A 14310-nucleotide genomic window follows, 5' to 3' on the forward strand; every position below is an offset into this window, starting at 1 on the left:
TATCGCTATCTAAATCTTTCGTTTGAGTTGCAAATAATCCAAGAAATAGATGACTTTGAGTGATAAATTATTATTTTGACTGCTTTGTATGGTATTCTGGAAATTATCAAAGTAACGAGTATTGGCAATATCAGAGTTCGTAAATCCTGCATCTTTCCAAACAATATTTAAGAAACTACCAGGAGCAAATTGCCAAGTATAAACCATATCAATGTTAAAGTAATTGACATTGCGGTTATATTTTTCGGCTAATCCTGTTTTTGTATTCAAAGAACCGTCGGTATTGAGGGTATAAAACTCTTTGTTATCAACCACACTCACGTAGTGTCTGGCTCTGAATGTTAGCCCCATTTTATTGGTAAAGCTATATTTTAGGTTCAAAACATTATCAACTGTACTTACTTTTCTGACCGCAAACAATATGTTGTTGTCGTCGAGCGTAGTAGTATAACCCAAACTTCTTGGACGTGGCATAAAACCAATCTGATGCTCAATCGAAAACTTACTATTAAAACGGTATTTCTGACTTAACGAAATATCGGTTCCGCTAAGATTATAAAAGTTCAAGAAAATACGCTCAAAAACTTCGGCACTAACCGAGTATTTTTTAGCAGCATTTGTTTCTATCCAACCGCCCATTGCAACGCTTTTTCCACGTTTGAAAACATGACCCATATTGCGTGGCTCGTAGAAATCATTTTGGGCTGGATTGAAGTTGGCAAACAAACCAAACCAAATCAACTTCTTTGTTTGTGCATTTAGGTTGAAGTTGATACGAGAGTTTTGATATTTACTTTTTATATCACCTATCGGGGCATATAAATTACTCAAACCACCATTGAGATTAAAGAAAAGTCGATTGTACCAACCTTTAGGCTCGGTGTATCGGTAGCCGACATAAAAGTTATGATTGATAAAGTTATTGTTCGTAAAATAACCCAAATCATTACTGTTATACTTGGTGTCGGTCAGAGCTTGCGAAAGACTAAAATTGAATCTTCCACTGTTTTTTCCGAAACTCACCGTATGGCTGTATCCGAGAGAGTTTTCGCTGTCGGGTGTTTTATATTTCAAATGACTAACTGACGCATTGCCCGACAAATTATAAGTATTTTTCTTGTCGCTGAAACTAAATAATGCTGCACTTACATTGGCATTATAATCGTTTCCGCCTCTTAGTACACTGGTGTTGATAAAACTTACGCTCGAATTATGCTTAAAAGTTTGGTCAAGCACAAAAAGGTTATAATTGGTCGTTGGGTTGGTTTCAAACTTTCTAATCTCGCCAGTTTCTATGTTTTCGATGGTAGCAAACTGTGCTTGCGTAACGGCATTTAAAACCCCAATTCCAAGACCATTTTTGGTGCGTCCCGAAATCTTAGAAGCATTAATTAACTTTGCTTCGGTTGGGTTTTTCAACATCCTTTCACCTGATTTTACGTCGTCATAAGCATCGTACAAATGAATAGGCGTTCCACCGATTCGGCGTGAATAAAACAAATTTCCCTTGTTGAAAAGCTCAGTACCTTCCGTAAAAAAAGAACGATATTCGTTGAATTTGACTTCAAAAGGTGTCAGATTCAACACTTTGTTGTCGCTTTGCACCTGTCCAAAGTCAGGAATCAAGGTGGCATCGAGTGTAAATGCCTGACTTAATCCCAGTTTTAAATCCAGCCCTCCCGAAACTTGATTTGTCCAATTTTTCTGTTCGGCCACATCGCTCGGAAAATGATTGGCATAAACCGAAAAATACGGAAAAAGTTGGAGACGCAAGGGCGGTTTAATATCCGAAATACCAGTCCATTGTCCTTCTTGAGTCAAGAATCCATTGACATTCGGATTGATGGCATTCCATGTATATTGCTGCTCGGTTTTTCGTCGTCGTCGGGTGATATTCAAGCCCCAATTCTGCACTTTGTCTTTACTAAAACGAATGGCCGAGTAAGGCAAAAACATCTCGAAACTCCAGCCTTTGTCATGAATCACAACGGCACTTTTCCAAACGGCATTCCAACTAAAATCTTCGCCGCCATTATTATCATTTTGGTTAGGAGTCATTTTGGCGTCCCATTGCTCGCCAAGTGGCGTCACAAAATACTCAAAACCATTCAATTTGTCATTGTAAGTATCGAAAATCAAACCGATGTAGTCGTTCATTCCGAAACCGTCACGACCAGCGAGTTCTTTGGCAATACTATCAACATTTCGCTCGAAACAAGTTCCACCGAAATAGATTCCCGCATCATCATACATCAAATAAGATTCGGTATGATTGCCTTTTTCTTCTTTTCGACCAATTACGGGTCGGAACTCGGTGTAATCATCAGCTTTGGCGGCATCTTGCCAAGCCAAATCATTCAGTTTGCCATCAATAATTACGGGTTTGTTAGTGCGTTTAGCTTCAAGTGAGCGAGGCGTTGTTGTTTGGGCAAACGCCAAGCTAAAGCCAATGCACAAGTGCATCAGAGTTAGTAAAAAGAGCTTTTTCATAATTGTTGTTTGTAAGTTCAGTTTGTGTCGTAAAAGCTGAGGGCTTTTGCAGTCACAAATTTATTTTTGTTTGGCTTTCGACAAGCATTAATAAATGTTAAGAGGTGTGTTTTTAACAATTATTAATCAATTTGATGTGAATACTTGTCTGGTAAAAAAAGGTTACAAAAAGTAATTATGACAACGACACTCTTTTTACATAAAAGTTGCATGGATTCAAGTTTTGTTTTGAAATAATTTTACTTGTTTAATGTGATAATAGCTTTTTCATAATTTTGTGTATCTGATGCCCTAAACCCTAATTTAGACAGCAATCATATAATGCCAAAAGCTGTGCCATTGTTGTAAGTATTTAATTATCAGCAGTTTGTGTATTTTATATATAAAATAATTGTCCGAAAACGGACATTTTGAGTACGTCTTCGGACAATGCAAAAGGGCTTTTAAACTTATTTTACGAAGCCTATTTTTAGGTATGGATTGAGAGAAATGTTTCTACCGTATTTTGTTGTTAAGCTTTGAATTTGAGTATTTTTATTAGTTGCTAATAATGAAATACCAAAATCGAAAAAAATACGGTTTCTAAATTGATTTTGAATCCCTAAAACGCCACCACCACCATAAACACTACCTGTTTTAATGTTCGTAAAAATGTACTTCCCATCATCATCAGATAATTGATTATTAAAAGCTGTATTAGAAAACATTACCATTAATCCAAGATAAACCCCATTGAAATTTTTTCCAGAACGCCCTTTTTTTACTTCTTTGCCTTTGGTAAAATAATATCTTAGTTGTTCTGATAATTGAATATTTGTATAAACATTGCTTACTTTCTGAGCATTCCAAATAGGAAATTTCTTTCCAAATAGATTACTATTCAGTGTAGTATCAATGAAACCTTTAAAAGAAAAAAACTTAAAGTGATTGAAAATGCCCGTGAATGATGTATTACTTGAAAAATAAGTATTTCCGATTCGATGCTCATAATCAACATCAGCTTTGATAAACTGGGAATATTTATCAATAGAGAATAAATCAGATGCGTTGATTTTTAACAGCTTGTTTTTCTCGAAGTTGTTGTCGGTTATCAGTAACTTTCCAAACTTATCAGTTTTGGTTTTTGGGTAAGAATTACCAAAACTCAATTTTAGATTAGATGCTAAAAACCATGTCTGATTGCTCGGACTTTGGGAGTTATGGATTAGCCTACCTTTGGTATCAGTTGAAACTTCGCTTACGTTTTTCACTCCTGCCGAAACAGATAAGTCTAAAATATTTCCAGCTTGATAACCATATTTTATAGCAAATACGGAGGTTTCGGAGTATGGATTATAAGAGAAAAAATAATATGGTTCATCTTTTAAAATTCCATGATAATATCTAAAACTAATATATTTTCCATATAAATTATAGGCTTGTAAGCCTGCTTTTACTCTTTTTGTCATTTGGAAATACCATCGAGGTTCAATTTCATAGGAAAATGGTTGGTATTCAACAGAATGCTTTAAACTCAATAGAAGAGAAAACTCTTTAAGTATTTTTTGCTCATATGTGAAATTTAAGAAAGAGATATAGTTTTGTATCACAAAAGGACTTGACTCTATTCCTCCTCTTAGTCCAGCTTTAGCAGCACGCATAACACCCAGCTTTTGTGATACACTGATTACTTCAGTTCGGGCAAAAGTATCCACTTTTTCCTCCGAAAAACTAACTTTTACGCTATCGGTTTGAGCGAAACTGAATAGCGGAAAAAATATGAAAATGAGTAGCTTTTTCATGGTTGTGATTATTTAGCGAATCCAAGTTTTAGGTTGAGGTCTATAATAAGTGGTGCCGAATGCTTAGGCAAAAAAGAAATAGCATATTTCCCAATAACCAAACCAATATCCAGAAAAGATTTTTTATTGGTTTGAGTCTGGTATCCATAAGTTATTCCCAAACTTGTTTTTGGCGAATAATAGAGGTTTCCATAAGCATGTGAACTTATATTATCTCTATAACTAAAGTGCAACCCCGTATATATTCCATTTAAGTTATTGGCTGTTTTGCCTTTGCTAATACGTTGTTTCATATAAATGTAGTAGCGAACTTGCTCATGTATTTCAACTATAAAAATGCTGGTGTTTTGTTTCAAAGAAGAATAAACAGGTATAAAAAATCCGCCATTACCAAATTCATTTTTGGTAACAGAGTCTCTTCGTCCTATTTGTTGAAAGGTTCTTTTATTAGTAAATGATAGTACAAGGTTTGAGTTGATAGAAAAGGCAGAGGAGGCAATTTTATGCTCATACGAAATATCCCCTCTGATACTTTGGTTGTATTTATCGGCATAAATGGCATTGTTTATATTTACTTTTAAGAGCTTTTTTACCTCATAATTGCAATGTAAAAACTCGCAGTAGTTATTCGGTAGTTGTTTTTTATGTGGAAAATAAAGCCCCAAACCCATGCGAGAAGTAGTAGATACAAACCACGTATTTGATGTAGGCGAGGAATCATTATTCACTAAATCACCCCTTGAACTAATATAAGTTTCTTTGCCTTGTTTTACTCCAGCCGAAAGTCCAAAATCAAGGTTATTACCAAATTGCTTTCCCCAATTTACACTAAATGCCGCATTCGGTTCAATCATATTATATATATATCCTCCCCCATTTTTATAATAGTTTGGTTCTGAATAAGGACTATAAACCGCTCTAAGACTTAAATAGTTGCCCGTGAGGTTAGCATTTTGAATTTTCCTTTTAACTCTGTTTTTCATTTCATAAAACCATCGTGATTCTAAACCTATATTTAAATTAGAAGATGAAGAAGCAATGCCTTGGCCGCACCAAATTGTAATTGATTTATCATTCCATACTTTTGTTTCAACTTGTAAAGAAAGTATTGGTTTTTCGTCTATGCCTGACTGTAGATTTAATCTAATTGCACTTTTCACAATCCGATTTCCTCCAAAAGCTTTATCATATTCATCCAGTAGCGTGGTTTTTTCAAATTGCTCCACTTTTTCCTCCGAAAAACTAACTTTTACGCTATCGGTTTGGGCGAAGCTGAATAGCGGGAAAAATATGAAAATGAGTAGCTTTTTCATGGTTGTGTTTAGTTTTTAATAGTAATCGAGCCGAACGAGTTATTAATGATGATTTTTGAAGAAAGGGTACTGTTGAGTATGGCCGAACGCTCAGTTTTATCGTTTTGAATCCAGCTAAAATCTGAGGTTAAGGTCATTTTACCAAACCTTGAACTTACATCAAAATAGAAACTTTTGAGCGGAGCTTTTTCAAAATTTATATCAGCTTTTTCGGCATTAATATTCAGCGATTTAAGCCCATCAACCGACTCTATTCGTAGTTTGCCATACTGAGCGTTGATAGTATTTTGTCCGCCCAAGTTACTAAAAATTAAATCTGACCTTTCGGAATTTATTACCGCAACGCCATTGAAAGACTTGCTGATAATTTCACCATAATGCGTGTCGAGTTTGATGTTTCCATTTAAATCATCAAGTTCGATGATACTAAAGTCAGCCTTAATGTTTAGGTTTTTTAAATTACCTTTTACCAAAACTTTTCCAAAACTGTTCTGAATTATTACTTTCATTCCTTCGGGAATTCTGACAGCATACTTTACTTTTAGATTAGAGCTTGGTTTTGTTTTTTCGTTCGGAATCACGAGGTAATTTCTTAGGAAAACCTCTCGACTGGTTTTCTCGGCTACGTATTTAAGCATTTCTAAATCGCTGCTGGCAGTTTTTCGGTCTGGGTGTTTGGCAATTAGGTCGATAGTTGCCTTTATCTCAGATTTTTCCCACGTAAGTATCTCAATATCAGCTTTTTCGGCTTCGATAGTCAATACGCTACTGCCACTAAAAGTCTTTTCGATGCTTTTAGTTACAACCTGAAGAGTCGTTTGGGCTGTCGATGCGTGTGCCAAAATAAACATCATGGCCAGACACATTAGCTTTATTTTGAACAGATAATTCTTCATGTCGGATTAATGAATAAATCTAAATTTGAGCGGCCATTTTTCTGATAATTTCTGATTTTTGCTGCTCAATCGAGGTCAACTGAGCCATCAATTCGGGTTCGGTGTTATACTGCCCAACTACTTCTTTTAGTTGTTTACTTGCCGAGTTCAACTCCTCTAATTCGGTTTTGAGCGATACAAACTCGGGGTTCTGACACACGTAAGTTTGTTGTTTGCAATAAGCCACAATCATTTCATATTGTTGTTGGCTATCATCCACTGGATTGAGTAGTAGGTCTTTATCAATGCGTTCTTCCGAATATCTAATCTGCTGTTTATCAGTGCTTAACCAATAAAAAGTGCCCATAATTATCGCAATCGAAGCCGCTACTGAAACCCACTTCCAAGCTGGGAATTTTATTGTTTTCGGACTTAACTTATCATTAATTTGGCTCCAAATTGCGTCGGTTGGTTCGTAGCTTGGAAGTCTTTCGAGGGCGTTTTGCAAAGCACCTTCACTAAGCTTGGACGCTATGCTGTTCCAAACTTCTTCATTCGGCTCATATTCTGGTAAATTATACATTGCTTTGCTGATATTTAATTGCTTAAAATTTCTCGTAGTCGTTTCTTGGCATAAAAGAGTTGCGACTTCGACGTCCCCTCCGAAATTCCTAAGATTTCGGCTGTTTCTCGGTGTGTATAACCCTCTATTTCTATCAAAATAAAAACCGTTCGGAAGCCTTCGGGCAGCGATAAAATGGCTTTTTCGAGATATTCGGCATCAATACTGTTGCCCCACTCAATCAGGCTGTTTTCATCAAAACTTTCTACGACTTCCCAAATTTTTGGTTTTTCGAGTTTTCGGTAGGCTTTTCTGACTACGATTGTCTTTATCCAAGCCCCGAGCGTGGACTCTCCCCTAAAATTTTCTAATTTTCTGAAAACATCCAAAAAAGCATCTTGTAGCACATCGTTGGCATCATCAAAATCGCTCGTCAGCCGATACGCCAACGTAAACATGGCTCGCTTGTAGCGGTCATAGAGTATGCGTTGAGCAGAACGGTTGTTTTGTATGCAAGCTGAAATGAGTTCGACCTCGGTCATGCAAAGAGTGTTTTTTAGCTTTCTATTATTAAAGTGCCACAATATTTGTAGAATGGTTGTATAGAAAAATATTTTTTGCAGAAAATTTTCTGAACGATATTGTTAAAAGGGTATTTATGAAATCTGAAATTGTATCTTTTCTGAATCTAACGTATATTTGAATGAGTTAGAAAAATTATGAAAAAGATAAACTAAAAAATGAACCGCATAGATAGACTTTTCGGGATTCTTACCTTTTTACAATCAAGGAAATACGTTTCGGCCGAAAAAATTGCCGAGAAATTTAAAATCAGTGTCCGTACCGTTTATCGAGATTTGAAGGCTTTGAGCGAATCGGGTATTCCGCTGAGTTTTGAGCCAAATAAAGGGTATTTTGTGGTGCAAGGGTATTTCCTTCCGCCAATTTCGCTATCAACCGAAGAGGCCAACGCCCTTCTTCTGACCGAATCTTTGGTCTATGGTTTTACTGATAAATCTATTCAGAAACATTATTCCAATGCTCTCAATAAAATAAAGTCGATTTTACCTACGCAGCAAAAAGAAAAAGCCGAGTTTCTAACCAATAATATAAAATATCAAGTCCCAGAACGCCTTACACAAGACTACGAGCATCTCTCAATCTTGCAGCAAACCATTGCCGCCAAAACCATCATTGCGTTTTCGTATCGAAATAATAAAGAAGAACACAGCCGCCGACAAGCCGAGCCAATCGGATTGATTTTCTACGCTTTTGGTTGGCATTTAATTGCGTGGTGTCATACAAGAAACGAATATCGTGATTTTAATGTATCAAGAATGTCTAAAATTGAAGATACGCATCAAGCCTTCAAAAAGACCGACCACATAGAAGTAGGCGAATACATGCCGCAGATTCCTGTAAATTATTAAATGTGGAGCGAACTGGGCGACGGTCGCATCCTGTTCGCTTTGTTGATAAAGTTTTATTTTTTAATGCGAACAGGATGTTCGCTCCACAGAAAAAACTTTTAAAAAGCACTGACATAGGGTTGTCAGTGAGGCATAGTTTCTTTGTGTCATTAACCAAAAATAACACAAAATTATGTCAATGATTACAGCGTTCCTCAAAGAATTAGAACAAGAATCCCTCGTCACTCGTAAGATGTTATCTCTCATTCCCGATGACCAATTCGACTGGCAGCCACACCCAAGAAGCATGAGTTTTCGCCAATTGGGTACGCACATTGCCGAATTACCAACATGGATAACTTTGGGACTCTCAACCGATGAATTAGATTTTGCAAAAACGCCCTATCAACCAAAACAAATCAATAATACGGCCGAATTAGTGGCGTATTTTGAAGAAACATTGGCCGATGGACGCACGCAACTTATTCCAGAAAATGAAGAAAAATTAGCAGAATCGTGGAAATTACGTGCAGGTGACCAAATCTACATGGATGTAAGCAAGGCCGAAGCCATACGTAATGCTTTGAGCCAAACAATTCATCACAGAGCTCAATTAGGTGTTTTCTTGCGTCTCATGGATATTCCGATACCTGGTTCTTATGGGCCAAGTGCCGACGAGACAAATTTCTAAATGAGGGGTTTTCTAAAGACTTTAAGCCAATGAAAATTCATGAAAGGCATATAGCCTACACAAAATTATGAAAAATGCTTTTTTAGGGTAAACGCAATCCACATAACTGAAGAGAGGTCAGAACTTGACCTCTCTTTATTTTTTTGTGCTATCCATTGTTGCTACATTAGCTGTTGCAATTGAATCTTTTTTAAAATAAGCCTTTTTGTCGGCATCGGTTGCTTGTTCGGGCGTGCCAAAAGTAATAAAACCAGCAAAATAAGCTATCGCCATAAGGCCTATTAGTAGGCCAAATCCCCAACCCAAAAGACGTTTGTAGTCAAGTTTGGTTTCTTCTTTTATCTCAGTTTTGTTTTCTAATGCTTTTTTTTGATTAATGTTCATGACAGTAAGGATTTAGTTATACAGTTATTCAGAAAAAATAATACCACAGATTTTCTTATGAATAATGCAACAAATGGAGGAAATTTGGGGATAAACATCAGCATTTGATGATTATTCCACAGAGAAAAACTTAAAAATGAGTATAAAATGACTGAAATTGAGATTTTAGAAAGAAACCTGAATAAGTTTTCGGGAATGAGTAGCGAAGCATTTCAGCTTTCGGCGAAGTATTGGCAAGTGAAAACCTACAAAAAAGGTGATTTTTATAACGATTTTCAACAAGTTTGTAAGCATTTAGGGGTTGTTTTAGAGGGTGTTTTTCGTACTTATTACCTCGACGAAAAATCAGCCGACGAAAAAAATATTTTCTTCTACACCGATAATCAACTGGTGGTTTCCTACGCAAGTTTTATCAATCAAGTGCCGTGTCATTTTTATACCCAGTCAATGGTTACATCAAAGGTTATCTACATTCACTTCGATAATCTGATGTCGCTTTATCGGCAGTCGCACGAGTGGGAGCGACTGGGCAGACTAATTGCCGAACAAGCCTCTAATGTGGCATTGAATCGCACCGAAAGTTTGCTTTTTCAAACTCCCGAACAACGATATTTAGATTTGATTACATTCCACCCCGATATCATGAATAGCATTCCGCTGTATCATATTTCGTCGTATCTCGGCATTCAAGGGCCATCGCTGAGCAGAATCAGAAAAAGACTTTCTGAAAAAAAATAATCTAATTTTTTACGATTTTAACTTGGGTTAAAGTTTTTGTTGTGACTGGTGCCGACCTTTGTATCATCAAATTCAAAATAACAATTTAAACAATAAAGACAATGAAATTTACAAGACAAGCATCGGCAAATTGGAAAGGTACAGGAATGGAAGGCGTAGGAACAGTTTCTACTCAAAGTACAACACTCGATAAGGCTCAATTATCATTCAAAACTCGCTTTGCAGATGGCGTAGGTACAAACCCAGAAGAACTTATCGGAGCAGCTCACGCAGGTTGTTTCTCGATGAAATTTAGTTTCGTTCTGAACGAATTAGGTTTCACAGCCGATAATATCGACACAAATGCAAAAGTTGTGTTTGAAGATGGAAAAATCACGCATATCCATTTAGATATGACTGCTTCGATTCCAAACATCACCGAAGAGCAATTCCAAGAAGCAGCCCTAAACGCAAAAGCAAATTGTCCGATTTCGCAATTATTCAATGCCGAAATCACGCTTACTGCAACTTTGGCTTAAGATTAAATCTCATCAAAACGTATATAAATGTATCGAACACAGGAAGCAATTCCTGTGTTCTTTTTTATTAATGACTATAAATACCGCAACCAAGTTTTTTCGGGGTGTTGGCTTTTATAATTGCTGTACCACTTACAAAGCGGATACATAATCAGAATAACGGCAAACCAAGCCAAATAAACCTGCGAAAGCGTAAGGCCATCGGCAGTTTTAGGTCGACCGAAGGTTTGTTCGGCAAACACAAAATCTGCCCAAGAAAAGCCCTTCGCCAAGAAAACTACTATCAGAATAGCATGAATTAAGTACCAGTGAATGAGGTAATAAAAGAGAGGTACACTACCAAAAACCTTAAAAAAAGCCAGTTTTTCTTCTCCAATTTTTTCAGAAAACCACAAAAGCAAGAAACACATACCGAGCATACAAAGTGTGAAATCGAGCGATGGAGGGTATTTATTGATATTCAGAAAAGAAAGAAGCGTAAAAAATGGTTTCGGATTTTCCGCCCACGGCACAGGGTCGCCGTAGATATTGATAAATCTTAAAATGACGAAACCCACCAGAAATCCTCCAGCCATTTTTATAAAAAATGTCATTCGGGTGTTTTTTTCTGATAAAAAGTATTCGCCCAATCCATAGCCAAAAAGCATAATCGACCACCACGGGATAATAGGATAACCCAAAATTACTAATCTCGAACCGAGCGGAAATACACTAACCGAAAACAGCGGATTTAAGGCAGATTTTGCAGATGATTCAGGCAATAGCACTAATAAACCATAAAAAATCATGATTACGCTACCCACACTTAGTGCAATTTTGGGCGATTTGCCGATAAAAAATGTAAGTAAAATAAACCCTACACCAATGGCCGCAATAACTTGGAATAAGAAAGTATGAAATCCAATGTCGAACCAAATGCCGAGCGTGATGATGGTAAATTCTAAGAATATCAACCAAAGCCCACGAGTGAGTAAAAATCGCTTACTTTCTTTATTGTTTTGTTGTTTTTTTGCTGAAATATAAACCGAAACCCCCGATAAAAACACAAATGTTGGGGCACATAAATGCGTAATCCAACGGCTAAAAAACAGTGCAGGGTAGGTAGTGGCCAAATCGGTTGGATTTTCGGCAAGAGCATTTTGAAGCAATAAATCTCGCAGGTGGTCGAGAGCCATAATAATCATAACAATGCCACGAACGACATCAATCGAAGTAATTCTTTTCATAATTTGTAAGGAAGGTTTTTGTGCTTCCAAATATAATAAAATCGCTATTTTTTTGAAAGCGAATAGTCTTTTTGCGAAAAAATATAATATTTCTTTTTAAAAGAACGAACATTCATTTATATTTGCAACTGATATGAGAATTCGTGACGAACATAAAGAACAGATTGTCAAACAAAAGGCCCTTGAGTTGCTCGTGAGCCAAGGTTTTGAGGGTTTTAGTATGCAGAAACTGGCACGAGCCGCCAATGTTTCACCTGCTACGCTTTACATTTATTACCGAGACAAAGAAGACCTTGTGATGAGTATTGGCCGTGAAATTGGCAAACAACTTAACCAAGCGATATTCAAGGGTTTTAACCCAGAGGCGGCTTTTGAGGAAGGAATGAGAGTACAATGGCGAAACAGAGCCAATTTTATGTTGAGCCATGAACTTGAAATGACATTTTATGAGCAAATCAAAAACTCGACTTTTAGGGAAGCGGTTTCGGCTGATATTGTAGCTGAGTTTAAAGAAAAAATGAGCATTTTCATGAAAAATGCTATCGAAAAGAATGAAGTAAAAGCCATGCCGATAGAAGTTTTTTGGTCGGTGGCGTATGCTCCGTTGTATAATCTACTGCGTTTTCATAGCGAAGGAAAAAGCATTGGTGGACGACCATTTGTTTTTTCTGAAGAAATTATGTGGCAAACGTTCGATTTAGTGATGAAAGCTCTTAAAAATTAAAAAATTTACCCGAATAATAAACGAACATTTATTTAATAATGGATAATAAAGCAACTTCGACTTTTACAAGATACCAGATATTTATTATTGCGATTCTGGCAATCTTACAATTTACACTGATTTTAGATTTTATGGTTTTGTCGCCTTTGGGTGCGATTTTGATGAAAGAATTGAGCCTTCAACCAAAACAATTTGGACTTGTAGTTTCGGCTTATGCCTTTAGTGCGGGTGCCTCAGGACTTTTGGCTGCTGGATTTGCGGATAGATTCGACCGTAAAAAACTACTACTTTTCTTTTATGTGGGTTTTATTTTCGGCACAACGCTTTGTGCGATGGCAGATAGCTATGAGTTTTTGTTGATAGCTCGAATCGTGACTGGGATTTTTGGTGGCGTAATTGGCTCAATTAGCTTTGCAATTATTTCAGATTTATTCAAACTCGAAATGCGTGGGCGTGTGATGGGTTTTGTGCAAATGGCGTTTTCGGCAAGTCAGATTTTGGGTTTACCGATTGGTTTATATTTGGCCAATGCTTTTGGGTGGCATTCTCCGTTTTGGATGATTGTGGGTGTTTCGATAATCGTCGGAATTGCGATTGTTATTTATATGCAACCCGTTACTGAGCATTTGAAGGTTCAAAATGACCGCAATCCTTTTGAACACCTCTGGAAAACGCTATCAAAACCAGATTATTTTAAAGCATTTTTGGCTACAATTTTATTGGCTACGGGTGGTTTTATGCTCATGCCTTTTGGTAGTGCATTTAGTATCAATAACCTAAAAATTGACATCAAAGATTTGCCGATGTTGTATTTGGTAACTGGCGTGTTTTCTATTGCCTTTGGGCCACTTTCGGGTAGATTGAGCGATAGTCTTGGAAAATATAAAGTGTTTTTTGTGGGAACAATCATTACGATTATCATGGTTTTGATTTATACTAATTTAGGTCAAACGCCGCTGTGGTTAGTGATTATTCTGAATGTGTTGATGTTTGCGGGTATTACGGCCCGAATGATTTCGGCTTCTTCGCTCATGACGGCTGTGCCGCAAATGCAAGACCGTGGAGCTTTTATGAGTATCAACTCATCGATTCAGCAGATTTCGGGTGGTGTTGCGGCTGCATTGGCAGGGGTGATAGTTTCGCAAGGAAGCGATGGTAAAATGCAGAATTACCCAATTTTAGGGCTGGTAGTGGTAGCCTCGATGGTGATAGCACTCGTGATGCTTTATATACTTAATGCACATATTAATAAAAAAATAAGCAAATAATTTTGGGATTGACTGACATAGGGCTGTCAGTAGCTTGTATTTACTTTGTTTATCCTTCCAAATTCAAACCTAAGAATAGTCATGATTTGGGTATTCAAAACTACGATTAAAAATAAAATACAGGTACGGAAAGTAGCTCCATTGCTCAACGAACTTGTTTTGCCGCACGGAAAATGGAACTTTGATTTAGAAGATTGTGATAAAATCTTGCGAATCGAAAACCAAAAAATGGAGATTTGCGAAAGCTACATTGTGGAGCAATTAAGTGCTTCGGGATACGGAGTTGAGGTTTTAGAGTAAAACAAAAAGCCATCAGTGTTTAAATCTGATG

15 protein-coding genes are annotated in these 14310 nt (G+C 36.9%); 7 read left to right on the forward strand and 8 right to left on the reverse strand.

Annotation, left to right across the window (positions count from 1 at the left end; translation table 11 throughout):
- Positions 1 to 9: 9 nt before the first annotated feature.
- From IEX65_RS26315 to IEX65_RS26340, 6 genes are all read right to left on the reverse strand, one after another.
- Positions 10 to 2490, reverse strand: coding sequence for a DUF5916 domain-containing protein (locus tag IEX65_RS26315; RefSeq protein ID WP_229250918.1), 2481 nt, complete (start codon positions 2488 to 2490; stop codon positions 10 to 12).
- Between the two features lie 449 nt (positions 2491 to 2939).
- Positions 2940 to 4271 carry a hypothetical protein gene (locus IEX65_RS26320; protein WP_188771106.1) on the reverse strand — a complete coding sequence of 444 codons (1332 nt, stop codon included), beginning with the start codon at positions 4269 to 4271 and terminating at the stop codon, positions 2940 to 2942.
- A gap of 8 nt (positions 4272 to 4279) precedes the next feature.
- Positions 4280 to 5584 (reverse strand): hypothetical protein, encoded by a 1305-nt coding sequence (locus IEX65_RS26325; RefSeq protein ID WP_188771108.1) that lies wholly within the window; start codon positions 5582 to 5584, stop codon positions 4280 to 4282.
- 8 nt (positions 5585 to 5592) lie between these two features.
- On the reverse strand, positions 5593 to 6480 hold the full coding sequence (locus tag IEX65_RS26330) for a DUF4097 family beta strand repeat-containing protein (protein WP_188771110.1): 888 nt from the start codon (positions 6478 to 6480) through the stop codon (positions 5593 to 5595).
- A gap of 19 nt (positions 6481 to 6499) precedes the next feature.
- Complete coding sequence (locus tag IEX65_RS26335) at positions 6500 to 7042, reverse strand: hypothetical protein (RefSeq protein ID WP_188771112.1); 543 nt, start codon at positions 7040 to 7042, stop codon at positions 6500 to 6502.
- A gap of 14 nt (positions 7043 to 7056) precedes the next feature.
- The gene (locus tag IEX65_RS26340; RefSeq protein ID WP_188771114.1) at positions 7057 to 7563 is read right to left on the reverse strand and encodes an RNA polymerase sigma factor; all 507 of its coding nucleotides are present in this window, start codon (positions 7561 to 7563) and stop codon (positions 7057 to 7059) included.
- A gap of 198 nt (positions 7564 to 7761) precedes the next feature.
- Between IEX65_RS26340 and IEX65_RS26345 the strand changes: the two genes are divergently transcribed.
- Positions 7762 to 8451, forward strand: coding sequence for a helix-turn-helix transcriptional regulator (locus IEX65_RS26345; protein ID WP_188771115.1), 690 nt, complete (start codon positions 7762 to 7764; stop codon positions 8449 to 8451).
- 172 nt (positions 8452 to 8623) lie between these two features.
- Entirely contained in the window at positions 8624 to 9121 is a 498-nt protein-coding gene (locus tag IEX65_RS26350) for a DinB family protein (protein WP_188771117.1), read from the forward strand.
- A gap of 135 nt (positions 9122 to 9256) precedes the next feature.
- Here the strand turns inward: IEX65_RS26350 and IEX65_RS26355 are convergent, their stop codons facing one another.
- Positions 9257 to 9505, reverse strand: coding sequence for a hypothetical protein (locus IEX65_RS26355; RefSeq protein ID WP_188771119.1), 249 nt, complete (start codon positions 9503 to 9505; stop codon positions 9257 to 9259).
- 147 nt (positions 9506 to 9652) lie between these two features.
- Here IEX65_RS26355 and IEX65_RS26360 point away from each other — a divergent pair, with 147 nt between their 5' ends.
- Both IEX65_RS26360 and IEX65_RS26365 read left to right on the forward strand, forming a co-directional pair.
- Positions 9653 to 10243, forward strand: a complete 591-nt coding sequence (locus IEX65_RS26360) for a Crp/Fnr family transcriptional regulator (RefSeq protein ID WP_188771121.1) — start codon at positions 9653 to 9655, stop codon at positions 10241 to 10243.
- Positions 10244 to 10344: 101 nt separating this feature from the next.
- Complete coding sequence (locus IEX65_RS26365) at positions 10345 to 10761, forward strand: OsmC family protein (RefSeq protein ID WP_188771123.1); 417 nt, start codon at positions 10345 to 10347, stop codon at positions 10759 to 10761.
- Between the two features lie 74 nt (positions 10762 to 10835).
- On the opposite strand, the gene IEX65_RS26370 is transcribed toward IEX65_RS26365, so the two are convergent.
- On the reverse strand, positions 10836 to 11987 hold the full coding sequence (locus IEX65_RS26370) for an acetyltransferase domain-containing protein (RefSeq protein WP_188771125.1): 1152 nt from the start codon (positions 11985 to 11987) through the stop codon (positions 10836 to 10838).
- A 133-nt stretch (positions 11988 to 12120) separates the two neighbouring features.
- On the opposite strand from IEX65_RS26370, the gene IEX65_RS26375 reads away from it, so the two are divergent.
- From IEX65_RS26375 to IEX65_RS26385, 3 genes are all read left to right on the forward strand, one after another.
- A complete protein-coding gene (locus IEX65_RS26375; protein WP_188771127.1) occupies positions 12121 to 12711 on the forward strand; it encodes a TetR/AcrR family transcriptional regulator in 591 nt (196 codons plus the stop codon).
- A 38-nt stretch (positions 12712 to 12749) separates the two neighbouring features.
- The gene (locus IEX65_RS26380) at positions 12750 to 13979 is read left to right on the forward strand and encodes an MFS transporter (RefSeq protein WP_188771129.1); all 1230 of its coding nucleotides are present in this window, start codon (positions 12750 to 12752) and stop codon (positions 13977 to 13979) included.
- 81 nt (positions 13980 to 14060) lie between these two features.
- Positions 14061 to 14279, forward strand: a complete 219-nt coding sequence (locus IEX65_RS26385) for a hypothetical protein (RefSeq protein WP_188771131.1) — start codon at positions 14061 to 14063, stop codon at positions 14277 to 14279.
- The last annotated feature ends 31 nt before the right edge of the window (positions 14280 to 14310 follow it).

Origin of the sequence: Emticicia aquatilis (genome assembly GCF_014644295.1) — a bacterium.
In the GTDB taxonomy this organism is placed as follows: domain Bacteria; phylum Bacteroidota; class Bacteroidia; order Cytophagales; family Spirosomataceae; genus Emticicia; species Emticicia aquatilis.